At 40.3% G+C, this 18,076-nt stretch carries 13 protein-coding genes and 1 pseudogene; 2 read left to right on the top strand and 12 right to left on the bottom strand.

Annotated elements, in window-relative coordinates; all coding sequences use genetic code 11:
- Positions 1-80: 80 nt before the first annotated feature.
- From O2S85_RS05135 to O2S85_RS05095, 9 genes and pseudogenes are all read right to left on the bottom strand, one after another.
- A complete protein-coding gene (locus O2S85_RS05135) occupies positions 81-902 on the bottom strand; it encodes a carbohydrate ABC transporter permease (RefSeq protein ID WP_269411626.1) in 822 nt (273 codons plus the stop codon).
- A 14-nt stretch (positions 903-916) separates the two neighbouring features.
- Positions 917-2,239 carry a carbohydrate ABC transporter permease gene (locus O2S85_RS05130; protein ID WP_269411625.1) on the bottom strand — a complete coding sequence of 441 codons (1,323 nt, stop codon included), beginning with the start codon at positions 2,237-2,239 and terminating at the stop codon, positions 917-919.
- A 76-nt stretch (positions 2,240-2,315) separates the two neighbouring features.
- Positions 2,316-3,602, bottom strand: coding sequence for an ABC transporter substrate-binding protein (locus O2S85_RS05125; RefSeq protein WP_269411624.1), 1,287 nt, complete (start codon positions 3,600-3,602; stop codon positions 2,316-2,318).
- Positions 3,603-3,696: 94 nt separating this feature from the next.
- Positions 3,697-4,680 carry a LacI family DNA-binding transcriptional regulator gene (locus tag O2S85_RS05120; RefSeq protein ID WP_269411623.1) on the bottom strand — a complete coding sequence of 328 codons (984 nt, stop codon included), beginning with the start codon at positions 4,678-4,680 and terminating at the stop codon, positions 3,697-3,699.
- Positions 4,681-4,876: 196 nt separating this feature from the next.
- Positions 4,877-6,000 (bottom strand): annotated as a pseudogene (locus O2S85_RS05115) (zinc-dependent alcohol dehydrogenase family protein).
- A gap of 42 nt (positions 6,001-6,042) precedes the next feature.
- On the bottom strand, positions 6,043-7,380 hold the full coding sequence (locus O2S85_RS05110) for a GntP family permease (RefSeq protein ID WP_269411622.1): 1,338 nt from the start codon (positions 7,378-7,380) through the stop codon (positions 6,043-6,045).
- Positions 7,381-7,406: 26 nt separating this feature from the next.
- The gene (locus O2S85_RS05105; protein ID WP_269411621.1) at positions 7,407-8,603 is read right to left on the bottom strand and encodes an iron-containing alcohol dehydrogenase; all 1,197 of its coding nucleotides are present in this window, start codon (positions 8,601-8,603) and stop codon (positions 7,407-7,409) included.
- Between the two features lie 260 nt (positions 8,604-8,863).
- Positions 8,864-10,537, bottom strand: coding sequence for a dihydroxy-acid dehydratase (gene ilvD, locus O2S85_RS05100; RefSeq protein ID WP_269411620.1), 1,674 nt, complete (start codon positions 10,535-10,537; stop codon positions 8,864-8,866).
- Between the two features lie 131 nt (positions 10,538-10,668).
- Entirely contained in the window at positions 10,669-11,340 is a 672-nt protein-coding gene (locus tag O2S85_RS05095; RefSeq protein WP_269411619.1) for a FadR/GntR family transcriptional regulator, read from the bottom strand.
- Between the two features lie 329 nt (positions 11,341-11,669).
- Between O2S85_RS05095 and O2S85_RS05090 the strand changes: the two genes are divergently transcribed.
- Together O2S85_RS05090 and O2S85_RS05085 are read left to right on the top strand one after the other, a co-directional pair.
- Positions 11,670-13,214, top strand: coding sequence for a class I adenylate-forming enzyme family protein (locus O2S85_RS05090; protein WP_269411618.1), 1,545 nt, complete (start codon positions 11,670-11,672; stop codon positions 13,212-13,214).
- Positions 13,215-13,258: 44 nt separating this feature from the next.
- Positions 13,259-13,696, top strand: coding sequence for a MaoC/PaaZ C-terminal domain-containing protein (locus O2S85_RS05085; protein WP_269411617.1), 438 nt, complete (start codon positions 13,259-13,261; stop codon positions 13,694-13,696).
- A 55-nt stretch (positions 13,697-13,751) separates the two neighbouring features.
- On the opposite strand, the gene O2S85_RS05080 is transcribed toward O2S85_RS05085, so the two are convergent.
- The 3 genes from O2S85_RS05080 to O2S85_RS05070 all read right to left on the bottom strand — a co-directional run bounded on the left by O2S85_RS05080 (position 13,752) and on the right by O2S85_RS05070 (position 18,068).
- Positions 13,752-14,867 carry a 5-methyltetrahydropteroyltriglutamate--homocysteine S-methyltransferase gene (locus O2S85_RS05080; protein WP_269411616.1) on the bottom strand — a complete coding sequence of 372 codons (1,116 nt, stop codon included), beginning with the start codon at positions 14,865-14,867 and terminating at the stop codon, positions 13,752-13,754.
- Between the two features lie 93 nt (positions 14,868-14,960).
- Positions 14,961-16,757 carry a cation:proton antiporter gene (locus O2S85_RS05075; protein WP_269411615.1) on the bottom strand — a complete coding sequence of 599 codons (1,797 nt, stop codon included), beginning with the start codon at positions 16,755-16,757 and terminating at the stop codon, positions 14,961-14,963.
- A gap of 459 nt (positions 16,758-17,216) precedes the next feature.
- Complete coding sequence (locus O2S85_RS05070) at positions 17,217-18,068, bottom strand: ROK family protein (RefSeq protein ID WP_269411614.1); 852 nt, start codon at positions 18,066-18,068, stop codon at positions 17,217-17,219.
- Positions 18,069-18,076 lie beyond the last annotated feature (8 nt).

The raw sequence follows: 18,076 nt of genomic DNA, 5'->3' as shown, positions 1-18,076 counted from the left end.
AGGTTTAAATCTTAAGCTGCAACTTGCAGCATACCCACCTGTTTTCTTTATGCCAGTCTTTCCGTAAGTATTCCAAGTAACTATTCTTTAACTGAACCGGACGTTAAACCGGATACAATTCTTCGTTGGAAAACTAACACAAGAATTACAATTGGAATGGTCACAATAACGGTGGCGGCGGAAATATCGCCCCATGGGATCGAAAACTCGCTTGTATACATAGATATACCAACTGGTACGGTCCGCCAAGCATCGTTACTGTTAATCGTCAGGGCAAACAAATATTCATTCCAGGCAGCTACAAAAGCAAGAATAGCTGTTGTAAATACCCCGGGTGCCGCTAATGGAAAAATAACCTTTCTAAACGTTTGAAATGGACTGGCACCATCCAACTTTGCTGATTCCTCCAACTCATACGGGATTTTTTGAAAAAATGTAGATAGCACCCAAATGGATAATGGTAAACTAATGGTAATATATGGAATAACTAATCCCATATAACTGTTTCGTAAACCAAGTCCTGTCACAAGGTTAAACATAGGTGACAAAATTGCTACTTGTGGAAACATTGAAGCTGCAAGAACAATTCCCAGTATGAGACCTTTTCCTTTAATAGGCAACCTTGTTAGTGCATATGCCGTAAATGACGCAAACACAACGGATAGCAACGTTGTAATGATAGAAACAACAAAACTATTCATCATATAGCGCATTAACGGCCGATGCGTTAAAGCCGCCACATATGAATCCAGTGATGGGTGTTTCGTAAACCAATTAAATGAAGAGAAGATTTCTCCGACCGGTTTTAAAGATGTTAAGAACACCCAAATAAACGGAAACATCACCAAGAATACAAAGATAACTAAAAAAACATAAAAGCCAATCCCTGCTCGTTTATTCATTTTCGGCATCCTCCTTATTTTGTTCGTCCTGCAAAAAGATCTGAGCCAATTAATTTTACGTAAATAAAACTAATTATCGCCACACATAAAAAGACAATAACTGATAGCGTGGAACCTTCTCCAAAGTTTTGTTGCGCAAACAATGTTTTATATGCGTATACAGATATTGATTCGGTCGAGTTTGCCGGCCCACCACCAGTTAAAACATAAATAAGGTCAAATACGCGAAAAGCATCCAAGGTTCTGAATAACAAAGCTACTAGAATAGAAGATTTCAGTAATGGCAACGTTATTTTGAAAAACTGCTGAAACTTATTAGCGCCATCCACATTTGATGCCTCATACAGGGATCCCGGTATTGTCTGTAATCCAGCCAGAATTAGCAAGGCCATATATGGAGTCGTTTTCCAGACATCAGCTAAAATAACAGAAAATAAACCGCCGCTTCCCGATGATAAAAGCCATGAAGAACTTGGAATAATGTGTAACACTTCCAAATAATGAGCAACAATCCCTGACTGCCCATCATATAAAAATCCCCACATCATGGCTGCAACTGCAGTAGGCACTGCCCATGGGATCAATACAGAGGCCCTGATAAATCCTCTGCCTTTAAAAGTACGATTAATCAAAAGAGCAATTAACATACCAAAAACTAGTTCAAAGAATACAGAAATGATGGTAATGAATGTTGTATTTCCCAATGACTGCCACATCCGCTTATCTTTAAAGTACTTTTGATAATTGTCAAAGCCAATAAAATTCGGCTTTAGTATGGATTCACTGGAAGAACCAAGTAAATCCGCTGTTTGCTGAAAACTAGTTTTTATTGTCTCCTTATCGCTTGAATTGGCTATTTCCGCCAAATCATGTTGATAATCAATCAAAGCTTTTCGGTACGTTGACGCAAAATCCTTATCCAACTTCTGATATTTTAGTTTAGATTCTCTAACAGGCTTGTACTGTTTTAAAAGTTGATCGACTTGGTCAACCTTATCCTTGATCTGTTTATCACTAATTAATTCCTTATGATATTTCTCTATACCGTTTTGAATTGACTCAAGGGTTTGTTTATTCCGCTTTCCTTCTGGAGTATCCGCTAAATCATCCAGTTGAACTTGCAGAAGATAATAATTGTCAACATATGTTTCCAAATCAATATTCGTACCCAACATTTTTTCAGATCGTGCAGGGTCATTTAACCTATAGTCAAACAAACTGTTCCAAAAGGACTGGGCAACCGGCCATAATATGACAACAAAGACCAACACAAGTGATGGTAGGACGAACGCATATCCAAGCTGTTTTTCATTTAGCTGAAATCGCTGCTTTTTCAACAATGAACCCTCCTTTTTCTAGCTGTTATTGCAAATGAATATATGGTAGTTTCCTAACCTGCCTCATTAGATCCAGCTAATCCTTTACCGCCGATTCCATTTTTAATTGCATGTTGCTTGCTGCTTTTTCAGGTGTAATATCACAGGTTAGCGCTTTCGATAATTCGATTTGCATAATATCCGAGAGTTTCGGATATATCGGTGAAACAGGTCTTGGTTCAGCGTTTTCCAATATTTTCACAAATTCAGGATCACCGAACAGCACACCAGCATTTTGCACCTCTTTATCATTATATAAATCTGCTAATGTTGGGGCATTTCCACCGTCAACAGCCGAGATCTTTTGGCCTTCGGGTCCGGTCATGAATTTCACAAATTCCCAAGCCTCTTCTGGATGCTCGGTATAACGATTGATCATCGTCATCCATCCACCAAGTGCTGAAACAGACCCCTTATCTCCTGCGGGCATAGTAGTAAAGTCGACGTCGCCAGTAATTTTTGACTTTTCCTCATCCTCTGTTGATGATTGTAAATAAACCCAATCTCTGGCAAAGACAGCATTTCCCTCGATAAAGGAAGACTCTGTTTCGATTTCGGTAAAATTAAAGATATTTCCGGGAACAATGTCTGAATTGACAACTTCCTTCATCTTCTTAATCGCTTTGACGGTTTCAGGGCTATCGATCACAACGTTTTGATTTTCATCCAGAATTGACCCACCATAGGCACCGATGAACTCAATTGCATTTGTGATTAGTCCTTCATATTGAGAAGCTTGCATTAAATAGCCATACTTTGTACCTTTTTCACCTTTATATTTGCTTGCCTGCTCAATGAACTCATCCCAAGTTTCCGGAGGGTCATCTACAATATCTTTCCGGTAAAACATGACACCAGCATCCGTGTATTTTGGCATTGCCCATTGTTTTCCCTTGAAGTAACCTGCCTTGACTGGTCCTGGAAAATAATCGTTCATATCAATTCCATCTCTCTCAATAAATCGGTCCAAATTCATAGCGTAGTTTGCCTGTGCAAATTCTGCCGGCCAAATGTTATCTGCATCGAACACATCGATTTCTGAGCTTTTCGCACTGAATGCAGTTACATATTGATCATGTTGTTCTCCTGATTCAGAAGGCATTTCTTGATACTTTATATGGATGTTCGGATGTTTTTTTTCAAATGCTTTAATTAATTTATCCGTTGCACCCCTGGTATCCACTCCACGTGCATATACGATTGTTACCTGTCCATCAGAGTTACTGGTATCACCACCTGTATTTGAATCCCCACTACAAGCTCCAAGTACTAAAATCAGTAAAAAAACCCCAAGACTACAAAACAATCTTTTTTTCGCCCTCACATGAACTCCTCCCAAATGTTTGTAAACGGTTACTGTAATCGATTACAAATCATTATAATATAATTTATCTTTCATTTCAATACCTTAAGTAAATTTAGGTAGATTCACGAATAACTAATTCATGATCCAGAATAATACTCTCCGTCTTCTTTCCTTTGATTTTATTAATGATCATATTTGCCGACATGCTTCCCATCTGGTACATTGGCTGAGCAACTGTTGTCAATGTAGGGTGAGTCATGTTGGAAAAATTAATTTTATCAAAGCCAACCACTGCTATGTCTTTCGGTACGCTCAGTTCACTGGCATGAATTTCTTTTAATGCACCAATCGCTAAAATATCAGATACTGCAAACACGGCTGTGGGCCGCTCATTTTGCCCGAGCAAATTCTTCATTGCTTGTCTGCCACTATCAAACTCCAAATTCTCGGTTGTAAAGATCCAATTGGGATGAGGATTTATCCCTGATTCCTTCATTGCCCGCAGATAACCCTGTTTTCGTTCACGGGCATATAGAAATTTTTCGTCGGAGTTAATCAAGGCAATGCGTTCGTGACCGATGTTTGTGAGATACTGTACGGCCTGGTAAGCAGCTAACTCATTATTAATCGTGACAAATGAAATAATCCCATTTTCATCATACTCACTGCACTGAACAAGCGGATACTCCTTAGAAATTTCAATCAGCTTATCCCGGTTTACGGTTGGATCCATGGAAATGATACCGTCAGCCAATCGGTTTCGGATTAAATTAAAATAAATGGCTTCCCGATTTGGATTGGAATCTGTTTGGCACAGCAGTATATTATAGCCCTTCTCAATAGCAGTGTCTTCAATGCCATTTATAATTTCTGTATAAAAGGGATTGGAAATACTAGGAATTAATACAATTAATAGCTTGCTCTCTGACTTGCGTAAATTTCTCCCTAATATGCTTGGTTCATAATTCAACGCCTTGATTGCTTCTTCAACTTTTTCTGCTGTTGTTTTTGCTACAACATCAGGATTATTTAAATATCGTGATACGGTTGCTACTGATACATTTGCTTTTGCTGCAACCTCTTGAATAGTTGCCAAACCTAGCATCTCCTTTGCCAAAGTTTTTGTAAACGATTACATAAAATATCATATAACGACTAATAGTAATTGTCAATAAAGTTTCAGTATGAATTAAACTTTTCCTGGCAAATTTACTTCATACGCCTACGAATTTAATAAAAAATACCCCGCAGAACAGCTACGAGGCAAATTTTATAATGCTTTTATCACTAACTCACATCTTAATAATAATTCTCGATGACTCTCCTCTAGCCAACTTATCAAACCCTTCATTAATTTCATCCAGGGTAATGGTATCCGAATGCAACTTGTCAACCGGTAAACGACCTTGTTTAAATAAATTGATAAACCGCGGAATATCCCGACTCGGAACGCAACTGCCGACATAGGAACCTTTCAATGTCTTCTCTTCCGCTGTTAAACTAACATATGGAAAGGAGAAATGGTGATCTGGATGTGGTAATCCGGTTGTGACGGTCGTGCCTCCGCGTTTTGTGATGTTGTAGGCAACTTCCATCGCAGGCACCGCACCAGCCGTTTCAAACACATAATCTAGTCCACCATCCGTTGCTTGACGAATCATTTCTATAACATCGGGATCCTTGGAATTAAACGTGTCCGTTGCCCCAAGTTCTTTCGCCTGGTTTAGTTTTGCCTCATTAATATCAACAGCGACAATTCTACTCGCACCAGCTGATACCCCCCAAGTAATGCACTCAGACCGACACCACCTAATCCTACAATAGCAACTGTATTTCCCAATTTAATGTTTGCTGTATTGACGACTGCACCTACTCCAGTAATAACCGCACAGCCAAACAATGCCAGGTGCTCGAATGAAATATCCTGATCCACTTTGATTAAGGAATTCCTGGAGACAACTGCATACTCGGAAAAAGCGGAAACACCAATGTGATGCTTTACTTCTTCTGCTTTATGATGCAACCGAACGCCGCCGTTCATTAATGTTCCTGCACCATTTGCTTCAGCTGCAGGCTCACATAAGGCTGGACGTCCCTCTTGACAGGGAACACAATGACCACAACTTGGTACAAATACACAAACAATATGATCACCTGACTGCAAATCAGTTACACCTTCCCCAACTTCCCTGACAATGCCGGATGCTTCATGACCCAGCGCCATTGGCAACGGACGTGGTCTGCTGCCATTAATAACAGATAAGTCGGAATGGCAAAGACTTGCTGCTTTGATTTCAATCAATACCTCATCCCGCTGTGGTTGATCCAGTTCCAATGTTTCGATATGAATGGGCTTGCTTTCCACATAGGGATGATCAATCCCCATTTCCCTTAGGACTGCTGATTTAATTTTCATGATTTCCTCTCCTGTATGATGTTTTGTTTACTAGATTAAGGATTAAAAAATAGAATATAGTACGACTGCTAACAACAGGACTAGCGTTGGTACAACAACACTTAAGTAAAGAATTGGCTTATAGGCTCGTTTATGTGTTTCCCCACAAATAACCCTTACTGTTGTTACCACATAACCATTATGGGGCAAGGAGTCAATTCCACCCGATGCCAATGCCGATACACGATGCATAGCACCCGGATCAAGACCCTGGCTTATATAAATCGGTGCTAGAATTGGCAATGCAATACCCAAACCACCGGACGCGGATCCGGTAATCCCGCAGACTAATGTGACACCAATAGCCAGACCTAATAATGGCGGTCCCGGCATATTGACAAGGCTGTTGACCAAATGATCAAAAGCAGATACCTGTGCGACAACGCTACCGAAACCAACAACTCCACACGTGTTTGCTAATGCAATCAGGGCATTTTGCGTTCCGGTTGCAAGCGATTCCCAAAACTCCTGCAAGAACCTTTTCATCGTTGTACACGCCAAAAAGATTCCAGCCACTAATGCCAAAAGTAGTGCAGCGGTAGGGTTCATGAATAACGACAAAATGTTCAGCAACCCAATCACGACCACTAAAGGAATAACCGCAATGATGATATGTGGTAAATCTTTTGGGGATGCCTCCTTGTCCTGTTCTTGCGCTTCCAGGGCTGCTGCTGATTCTTCTGCCGCTTGATATGGTAGCGAAAATTGTTCCCCGTTTTTTACTGCTTTTTTTACCATTTTACCTAGCCATATTGCGCCAACAACCAAAATGAGAAGTGCACAAAGAACACCAATAAACCCTCCGGCAGTTGGTCTTGTATCAAAAAAATCAGTTGGAATGATATTCTGAATCTCCGGAGAACCAGGCGATGTCATCGTAAATGAAATCGATCCAAATACCAAAGCGCCTGGAATAAACCGATGCGGCAAATTAGCTGCCCGAAATAATGATACCGCGATCGGATATACGGCAAAACCAACCACAAACAAGCTCACTCCTCCATATGTCATGATGGCTGCCGCAGCTACTACCGCAAATACAGCACGTTTTTCTCCCAATGTATGCTTGATCCATTGTGCAATACTTTCTGCAGATTTAGTTTCCTGCATGAACTTTCCAAAGATGGCTCCCAACAGGAATACCAAAAACCAGGAGGCAAAATAGCTGGAAAACCCATCCATGTAATTTTCCATCATGGCGGTTTGTAAATTCAATCCACCGGTAACCGCGACTAAAACAGAACATAAAATAGCAGCTATAATAATATTGATGCCTTTCATGGTGAGATAAATAAGTAAGACCAGTGATACGATCAAGCCAATCATACCTAATATTTCCATGAATGCTCCTCATTTCTCCTAATTTTTTAGTTTACTTTACTTTCCGATGAAAATTGATAATCATAACATCCTTTATAAAGATCTTCAATTTCTTGTTTGCTTGGAACCCTTGGATTATTTCCCGGACTGCCGCTATCAATGGCATCTTCAGCCATTTTACGGATTGCGTTCTCAAATTGTAGTTTCTTAATTCCCCATCCCTCCAAATTGGGAATATTTAATTGTTCACATAGCTCTTTCACTGAATCAATCGCAACATCGGCAGCTGCTTCGTTAGAAAGTTCTTTTTCCGATGATTTAAAAATTCTGCCCAAATCCGCCAGCCGATCTACCGCCTGATCTCTGCTAAACTCAAGTACAGCAGGCAATAGCATTGCATTGGAGAAACCATGTGGTACATGAAACAATGCACCAATGGGTCTGGACATACCATGAACCAGGCACACTGAAGCATTAGAAAACGCCAAACCGGCTTGTAGAGCTGCTAGAGACATATTTTCTTTGGCATCAATATTTTCCGAATCCTTGTAGGAAGGTACTAGATTATTAACAATGAGTTCCATTGCTGAAAGCGCCATCATATTCGTCATTGGGTGTGCTTTTTTGGAGAGATAGGCTTCAATTGCGTGACTTAAGGCATCAACCCCTGTTGCCGCAATGACATGCTTCGGGGCCGACATACTTAGCAATGGGTCAACAATTGCAATTTCCGGTCTTAATGAAGCCTGCTGGATCATCATTTTGACATCTGTTGCGGTATTATCAATAACCGTCACATCTGTTGCTTCTGATCCAGTTCCCGCTGTAGTTGGAATAGCAATATGTGGTACAGGGGCAACAGTTAATGGTTTCTTCCCTCCCATGTAATCGCCAATGTATCCACCGTTTGTAGCAAGAACAGCAACTGATTTAGCGGTATCCATACAGCTTCCTCCACCAAGAGAAATGACCAGGTCACATTTCTCTTCCCGAAATAATGCTAACGCCTCTTCAACATAAATATCCGTCGGTTCCGATTCAATCCCCGTATAAACCACACTGTCCACTGATTCTTTAGAAAGGAAATTCCGGCACTTGCTCACATAATCAAGACTTTCCATCACCTTGTCACTGATTATAATCGCTTTCTTTCCTTGTTTTACTGCCTCCCTTCCCACATTTTTAAATGAGTCCCGACCATAATGAATGGTTTTTGGAGATCCGAAAACATCATGTACATTCATAAAATACCCTCCTTTACTTTTTCAATATAATATTTATTTCACATTATTATGATAACATAATTAACAGAAGTTTGGTTATTATTTAAATTTTTCTCCATTTGCGTACATAAAATCGACGCAGACCATCGAAGTAATGAAAACAAACCAAAAAAATAAACGTTTGGATTTAAAATCCAAACGTTTATATCTAGTTAAAAGGTTCCGACGAATTTGTGCGGAATGACATTATTCTATTAATCTCATCCATGAAACTATAACAATTATATGCTCATTACGCCGCCGTTTGATGCATTTGTTACAAGTTTTGAATATCTACTTAACCAGCCGCGTTTAATTTTAGGCTCAAATGGTTTTAAAGATTTTTTACGTTCTTCCAAATCTTCATCCGATACTTGTACATTTAGTGTTCTATTTGGTAAGTCGATGACAATCATATCCCCATTTTCAATTAAAGCAATTGGTCCACCTTCTGCGGCTTCTGGAGAAATATGTCCGACAGAAATACCACGAGATGCTCCCGAGAAACGTCCATCTGTTAGAAGTGCCACGGTACTGCCTAAACCACGACCCATAATAGCAGAAGTAGGTGCTAACATCTCAGGCATTCCGGGTCCGCCTTTAGGTCCTTCATAACGAATAACAACAACATGGCCTTCTTTTACAGACCCATTATCAATCGCTTCTTGTGCTTCATCTTGAGAATCAAAGACAATTGCTTCCCCTTCAAATACCTTAATAGCAGGGTCAACAGCGCCTACTTTAATAACTGCACCTTCTGGGGCGAGATTCCCGTATAAAATGGATAATCCTCCAACTGGGCTGTAGGGATTTTCTTTTGTACGGATTACTTGTTCATTCGTAATTTCATATCCACTAACAAGTTCACCCATTGTCTTGCCCGTTATCGTTAAACGTTCGGGATGAATAGCATCGGGAATTTTAGTCAACTCATTTATGATTGCACTTACTCCGCCAGCTTGATTAATATCATCCATCGAGATATCAGATGCAGGCATAATCTTTGCAAGGTATGGCACACGTGCTGCAACCTTATTAATATCTTCTAGGTTATACGCTATGCCAGCTTCATTGGCAATTGCCAGTGTATGTAAAACTGTATTAGTAGATCCACCCATTGCCATATCAAGGGCGAATGCATCATCAATCGCTTCTTTTGTAATAATATCGCGAGGTTTAACATCCTCTTCAATCATACGAACTAAATGTTTTGCCGCTTCACGAATCAATTCTCTACGCTTCTCGCTGGTGGCTACAATTGATCCATTCCCGGGTAGTGCCACACCTAACATTTCCATTAAACAGTTCATAGAGTTTGCTGTGAACATACCTGAACATGATCCACAAGTTGGACAAGCATTGTTTTCAATATCGTTAAATTCTACTTCCGTCATCTTGCCCGATTTATATGCACCAACACCTTCAAAAACAGATGTTAATGATAGTTGTTTTCCACTGGAGCTTTTACCAGCTTCCATCGGGCCACCTGAAACAAAGACAGAAGGTACATTCGTACGAGCAGCAGCCATTAGCATACCCGGGGTGATCTTGTCACAATTTGGAATGTAAAATACCCCGTCAAACCAGTGTGCATTAATGACCGTTTCAGCACTGTCAGCAATTAATTCACGACTTGGTAATGAATAGCGCATTCCAATATGCCCCATCGCAATGCCATCATCAACACCAATCGTATTGAATTCAAATGGAATACCACCTGCTTCAATGATTGCTTCTTTTACGACATCTGCAAATTCACGCAAATGTACATGACCAGGAATAATATCAATATAAGAATTGCAAATGCCTATAAATGGTTTCCCCAAATCCTTTGCTTTTACTTTCCCTGTAGCATATAAAAGACTACGGTGAGGAGCACGATCCACCCCAATTTTAATCGTATCACTTCTTCTCATCTGCACACATCCTTGATTTTTTTATTTGAAAAATGTTTATAATGTATTTTATATTGTTGGTTGTCTACTGTCAATAACGTTGTAATACAAAAAAACATCTGGTATGAAACCAAGATGTCATAAATTAACCATTATTCAATCCCTAATTCCCTCATCGCATGCAAAATATGAATTTTCATCGCACTTTTTGCACCTTCAGGATTACGATTCCTAATAAATTCCATAATCATGTTATGATCATTGATCGTATCTTTGATTGCTAGTTCTTTTCTCTTTGATAAGATGACTCCTTTATCAATAGCTTCGTAAATAACCGGCATCAGCTTTTCCATGAACTCGTTATGGGTAGCCTTTACGATGGATTTATGAAATTTTTGTTCGACTGCTGTCCGATCCTCATTGCACTTGATTTTTTGTTCTATGCGCGTTCCATAATCCAAAATCCGCTCTAACTCGGCATCACTTGCTCGAATTGTAGCATAGTAGGCAGCTTCTGGTTCAAAGATTAATCGCATTTCATATAAATCTTTCGCATTAATTTTAGCATCTGCAAGATTACCTAAAGACTCTATATTATTTACTTCAATATCTTCTTTTACATACGTACCTTTTCCCCGTCTAATCTCCAAGACGCCATTTGTAACTAATATCCGGATTGCTTCTCGAAGTGTTGTCCTGCTAATATTAAGTTCCTCCGATAATTCATTTTCGTTTGGGAGCTTATCACCTGGAAGAAATTTTTTCTCTATAACGATCATTGACATGATATCATCTGCAATACTATCAGATAGTCTTTTTTGCATTATATACCCTTTCTACCCTGTTTTCTTTTCAGTATAGCATAGGTTGTCTGCTCATACATGTAGTATCATTTAAATAGTGACGAATGCCCAATGGAATTATTAGTTGTTATTAACTCTTTGTTAAGGAATGAATTCCGCATTCGTATAAATCTCTATATCTTTACTTTTCCATCATCCAATCATTCAGAACCAACTATTCTGAATATACTTGACTTTTATGCGTCGCAACTGTATATTGAATTAAAATCAATTTCTCTTTTGTAAATGTATGAATCCCCCCTAAGCAAAATCATTGGTTACTTCATCCTTATCAAAAGGAGGACTTCCATATGGACGTCGGTTATCTAGTAAATCGTGTTGAGAAATACATTCAGACGATTAACCCAGCAAAGGAAGCTATCAAACTGGAATCAGAAAAGTCATGGACATATGGAACACTTAATGAAACATCAAACAAATATGCGAATACTTTGCGGAAGATGGGTGTAAAAAAAAGTGACCGGGTTGGTATGCTGTTGTACAATGGGTTAGAATATTTTGCACTTTATTTTGCCATTGCCAAATTAGGTGCGATTGCCGTTCGACTCAACTTCCGGCTGGCTGAGGAAGAATTGGAATACATTCTTAAAGATTCAGGATGTACCGTGCTTTGCTTTGATGCAAGTCTTGCGGATAAGCTCGCTAACATTCGATCCGTCATTCCAGTTCATGAATTTATTTGTCTTTCGTCTAATGAGAAACATGTACCTGACTGGGCTCATGATTGGCAGGTGCTGCTCGATGGGGAAGCTGCGTTTACTTATCAACATAACATCGATAAATCCGATCCTGTTATGCTGATGTACACGTCTGGGACAACCGGCAAACCCAAGGGTGCACTTTGGTCCCATGAGAACACACTATGGTTTGCTAGCATGCAAGCACTGAAATGGGGTTTTCATGCTGATACAGTGGGCATGACGACTGGGCCATTATATCATGTTGGGGCAATGGAGGATGTGGCTCTAGCTGTGTTGTTGCAAGGTGGTAAACTGGTAATCACCAAAAGTGGAGCTTTCGATATTGAGAAGGTTTTGAGCATAATCGAACAAGAAAATGTGTCTGATTGTTTTCTATTTCCGTTTATGATTTATGAAATGCTAAAGCTGCCCAATATTTCCACCTATCATCTAAGTAGCCTAAAAACAATCTATTCTGGCGGAGATCCGATTATTTCCTGGGCAATCGATGAACTGAAAACGCGATTTCCTCATATCGAATTAGCACAGGTTTACGGACTTACGGAGGGGACACCAATTGCGGTATCGCTTGATCCTGTCGATGCAGAAACAAAAGGATATACAGCTGGTAAACCGATGCCATTTACCGAAATTAAAATTGTTGATAACGAGGATAATAGACTAGGATCAGGCCAAATCGGGGAAATTTGTATCAAAGGTCCCGCCGTTTCAATGGGATACTGGAAAAAGCCCGAGGAAACAGCTGCAACCTTTATCAATGGTTGGTGCCATACTGGTGATCTGGGGTATCTTGACGAGGCGGGGTATTTAACCATTTCCGGCAGAAAGAAAGATATGATCCGTAGCGGTGGGGAAAATATTTATCCCGTTGAATTGGAAGATGTGTTGATTAGACATGAATCCATTCAAGACGTTGCTGTTATTGGGATACCTGATCCAAAATACATTGAATCTGTTTGCGCCATAATTGTGTCAAAGCCCGGAACGGTAATAGAAGAAAACGATATTCATAACTTTATTAAAGGAAAATTAGCAAGTTATAAGAAACCACGTAAAATCGTTTTTGTAGAGGAATTACCAAGAACCCCATCTGGTAAGGTACAGAAGTTTAAATTGCGCAATCAATATAAGTAAAATCAAATCAAACTATTATTTTTCAAAATCAGGAGGCGACTTATTTGTTTAATAAGTATTATGATGACTATCAAATCGGCGATACATGGAATTCACGCGGCAGAACGATCACGGAGGCTGACATTGTTAATTTCGCTTCACTAAGCGGAGATTGGTTTCCATTACATACTGACATCGAATACGCAAAAGACACTCCATTTCAAAAGCGGATTGCACATGGAATGCTTGTTTTATCAATTGCTACTGGTCTGGTGGAACTAAAACCGGGGATTGTTGTTGCATTTTATGGCATGGACAAAATCCGGTTCACCAATCCGACGTTCATCAATGATACCGTTTCACTGGAAATGAAGGTTACGGATAAGATCGATAAAGGGGAGACCGCTGGGGTCATTGTGGCAAAATTAGTAGTAAAAAAACAAACAGGTGAAAATGTAATTGTTGGTGGAATGAGTATGTTGATGAATAAACAAGAAGGATAGCCTCCCTGTAAAATACGAATGACCCCCATCATCTCCGGATGGGAGTCATTCGTTCCTATTTCCATACTTCTTCAGCTATCTCCAATACACGGCTGATTTTTTTCCATTGATCTTCCTCGCTAATATCATTACCTTCTTCTGTCGACGCAAAGCCGCATTGCGGACTCAGGCAAAGCTGATTCAGCGACAGGTAGTTGCTTGCTTCTTCTATCCGTTTTTTGATCAAATCCTTGTCCTCGATTTCACCAAATTTTGTCGTGATTAATCCAAGCACTACATATAAGTCATCCCGATTTACATACTGCAATGGCTCAAATCCACCGGAACGTTCATCATCAAATTCCAGAAACAAACCATCCACATTCAATTCACCGAAAATCGTTTTGGATGCCGTATCATACGACCCTTCCGCAAAGTAATGCGAGCGATAATTTCCCCGGCAAATATGCATCGTAATCAATAAATCATCCGGTCGCTCTGCAATGGATTCATTAATTGCCCGGGCAGCGATCTTTTGCATTTCCTCCGGTGTATATCCCTGTTCGCGAATAGCTGCTCGTCCTTTTTCCGACAAATAGGATGACCATGATGTATCATCAAGCTGCAAATATCTGCACCCCAGATCATAGAATGCTTGAATGGCCTGTTTATAAGCGTTGGTTAAATCCGGTAGCAATGCTTCAATGTTTGTATAGGCATTCGAGTCAATACTACCACGGAGTAACAGCATATTGGGACTCGGAATTGTCATTTTAGCAACATGATCGGGACCTACGTGCTCTTTCAAAAACCGGAAATGTTCAAGCATTGGATGGTCATCATTAAAATCTACTTTATCTGTGACGCGAATAGAACGGTTCCTTGCCTCAATACCAACAAAATGCAAACCACTGTCCGGATCATATCCTTCCACACCTGTCAAACCTTCCAAAAAGTCAAAATGCCACCAGGAGCGGCGAAATTCTCCATCTGTAATAGATTTCAATCCTATTTCTTTTTGTTTTTCAATCAGTTTAATGATCTCTTCGTCTTCAACAGCCCGCAGTTCATCTGCCGTTACTTCTCCATTTGCAAATCGACTCCGTGCCTGCTTCAGTCGTGCTGGTCGCAGAAAACTACCGACATGATCTCCCCGAAATGGTGCGCGTTTTTTAATTTCTGTTGTACGCATTACTTTCAGCTCCTCAACTTATATTTTTTTTTCAATCCACACACCTGTAATCGATGGAAGTGAACTGTATTTATCATATTTGGTTAACTGTACCTAACGATTTTCTCCAAGCAACACAAGCTGATCGCCATCATCTAACGTAAACTTTTGCCGGAATGTAATAAATTCGATCGTATCATCCTTCTTTTTAATAAATAATGGTGTTCCCAGATGCAGGATATCATCCTTATTTACTTTGTGCTTTTCATCAATAGCGACCGTTTCCAACGAATAGTTCGTATTTATTTGTCTATTTAACCTCCGAAAAAGCGCATGCTCGCCAAACAGCAAATGGCTATTCAATGATGCAGGAACTTCTCTTTCCGCTTCCTGTTTTCCAGGCGATTCAACGGGTAAGACAAATGCATTGTTATAACCAAATTCCGGAACATAGGACTGGTACACTAACGCATTATAGGCAGCATCACCGGTCATGACCAAGATGGTCTCATATGGTACCAAGTCAATTTCAAATTGTGTATGCTCTGCAAGAATCTGACCGAGGTATGTATCGATTCCCTCATCCATTGCCGGTTGCAAACGATCCTCAGAAATATCGGTGATTAGTACCGGAATCCCGAATTGTTTTAAGCTTTTTGCCAGTTCAACGGAAAAGCTGCTGGCTCCGACAATTAAAACTCCTGGTGGTTCAGAACTAGCCAGTTGCAGTTTTTTTGCCAGCGGTCCAATGGTAAACCCATGCGCGCACACCGTAATAAAAACCAGTGCAAACGTTAATGCCGTCAATAACGACGCATCTTTGTAACCATCATCTAGCAACAACGAGGCAAAATACCCGGAAACAGTGAGTGCTACCACACCACGGGGAGCAATCCAACCAATCAGTGTCTTCTCGGCAATGGAAAGCTCTGTTTTGATCGTTGAAATCCAGATCGATAACGGCCTTACAATAAATAGCATAACCAGCACAAATCCGATAATCGGCAGTGTGAATACTTGTCCAATCACTTCTCGTGTCAAAGAGGCGGTCAGTAAAATAAAAATGGTGGATGTCAAAATCACAGAAATGTTTTCGACAAAGTGCCCAACATTTTCAATCGACGACACATATTTTTTCGAACGGCCAATGCTAAGCCCCATGATGGTCACTGCGAGCATTCCCGTTTCATGCATCACTACCTCGCCAATCATAAAACATAATAAAACAAATGACAGGATAATTGGTGATTTCAGGTACTCTGGAAACCAGCCTTTACTAACCATAATGCTGACGACAAGACCGACAACGAACCCAAGGATGACTGCAAATATCGCACCTAAAAAGAAATTCCACAGATATTGAAACGATAAATGTTCATTCACCAATATTTTAATCACTTGATAGGCAAACAGTGCCAATAACGGACCAAAAGGATCAACAATAATTCCTTCCCATTTTAAAACTGTTGCTGTCCGTGATTTTAATTTAGCCTGCCGAAGTAACGGAATGATCACCGTCGGGCCTGTTACAATGAACAATCCACCGATAATAAACGCAACTTCAAGACTTAGACCGGCGATATAGTAGGCAGCAAGTGAGCCACCGATCCATGCCAGAAAAGCGCCAAAGGTTACAATCCGAAATACCGACTTGGAAATCCCCTTTAGTTCCCGTACATCAAGACTTGAACTTCCTTCAAACAAGACAACAGCAACAGCCAGCGAAATCATGGGGCTGTATAAATCGCCCAATGCTTCTTTCGGATTAATCAGTCCAAAGATCGGGCCAATTAACAACCCGGCAATGGACATAATTACAATCGATGGCCACTGAATGCGCCAGGCAAGCCATTGGGAAAAGATCCCTAGTCCAAGAATGACAACAATACTAATTAGTGCTGCTTCTTCCATAAACTAAACGCCACTTTCCATTTTAAATTTGCACAAATTCTTTCCCCCATAGTTTAGCAAAAAATGGCGTATTTCACTAGCGGCAACCTTGATTTCGGTTTGTCGTTTACTGTAATCATGGAAAATTTGCGTTATTTTTGAGTGAAAACAAGCGTTACTTGGCAATAATATTGCAGTGGGCAAACTAATTCCGGGAAACATCAACCCATTTCCAGAGACATCAACCTGGTTTGCACAAGCATCGACCCATTTCCTGGAACATCAACCTAATCTATATAAACTTCGACCCGATTTCAGGGTTATCAACCTAATTCACATAAACTTCAACCCGTTACAAGAAACATCGACCAAATAAGTTTAGTTGACTGGGCTCAATCCTTGGTTCAATTAGCTCCCCAACCCGATTCTTCTACGGGACGGGCAATGCTGTGATCAATGGCTTTGACGGGGCAAGCTCCATTATTGCCGCAACAATTCCATTGCTCCTCTTATGCCCTGTTCATCATTGAGTTCTGGGGCAACAATTAATTTATCCATATTTTCAACGTCAAGATAACTGTTTAATAATTCCCGAAATTTTTCACGAATCCGCGGGTATAATTGTTCTTGTTTCATGACTCCACCACCCAAAATAATTCGTTCCGGAGATAGGACAAGGAAATAATTCATGATTGCTTGTGCCAGATAATAGGCTTCCAGTTCCCATACATGTACATCATTAGCTAGTTCAACACCTTTTTCCCCATACCGTTGTTCAATTGCCGGGCCAGAGGCAAGTCCCTCCAAGCAATTTCCGTGATAGGGACAATTCCCGGCAAACGTGTCATCCTTATGTTGCTGAATGAGTAGATGTCCCATTTCCGGATGGCTTTTACCAATATATGTTTTCCCATGATGGACAAAGCCGGCGCCAATTCCTGTTCCGACCGTAATGTACATACAACTGTCCACATCTTTACCGGCACCATACAGGTACTCCCCCAGTGCTGCGGCATTAACATCGGTATCAATAGAAACAGGAATTTGTAAATCGGTTTTCAACTTGGTTAATATATCATACTGTTTCCATTTCGTTTTCGGCGTGTTTAAAATGGTACCATACGTATTGCTTTTTTCATCCAGATCAACTGGTCCGAAACAACCAATTCCAACCGCATCCGCATGGTGTTGCTGAAAAAATTGTCGAACCTGCCGCAGTGTTTCATCCGGTTCTGTTGTTGGAAAGCTTGTTTTTGCGATTATTTTCCCAGATTCATCTCCGACAGCACAAACAAATTTCGTTCCGCCCGCTTCAATTCCACCTAATAACATGATAGTTC

Origin of the sequence: Lentibacillus daqui (assembly GCF_027186265.1) — a bacterium.
In the GTDB taxonomy this organism is placed as follows: domain Bacteria; phylum Bacillota; class Bacilli; order Bacillales; family Amphibacillaceae; genus Lentibacillus_C; species Lentibacillus_C daqui.
The sequence above is the reverse complement of the archived record's forward strand: the minus strand, read 5'-3'. Positions and strand labels throughout refer to the sequence as shown.

Coding starts and splice junctions, on each gene's coding strand:
- O2S85_RS05070 (WP_269411614.1), bottom strand. CDS start 18,068: ATGTTATTAGGTGGAATTGAAGCGGGCGGAACGAAATTTGTTTGTGCT.
- O2S85_RS05080 (WP_269411616.1), bottom strand. CDS start 14,867: ATGCGTACAACAGAAATTAAAAAACGCGCACCATTTCGGGGAGATCAT.
- O2S85_RS05090 (WP_269411618.1), top strand. CDS start 11,670: ATGGACGTCGGTTATCTAGTAAATCGTGTTGAGAAATACATTCAGACG.
- O2S85_RS05105 (WP_269411621.1), bottom strand. CDS start 8,603: ATGAATGTACATGATGTTTTCGGATCTCCAAAAACCATTCATTATGGT.
- ilvD (WP_269411620.1), bottom strand. CDS start 10,537: ATGAGAAGAAGTGATACGATTAAAATTGGGGTGGATCGTGCTCCTCAC.
- O2S85_RS05135 (WP_269411626.1), bottom strand. CDS start 902: ATGAATAAACGAGCAGGGATTGGCTTTTATGTTTTTTTAGTTATCTTT.
- O2S85_RS05095 (WP_269411619.1), bottom strand. CDS start 11,340: ATGCAAAAAAGACTATCTGATAGTATTGCAGATGATATCATGTCAATG.
- O2S85_RS05110 (WP_269411622.1), bottom strand. CDS start 7,380: ATGGAAATATTAGGTATGATTGGCTTGATCGTATCACTGGTCTTACTT.
- O2S85_RS05075 (WP_269411615.1), bottom strand. CDS start 16,757: ATGGAAGAAGCAGCACTAATTAGTATTGTTGTCATTCTTGGACTAGGG.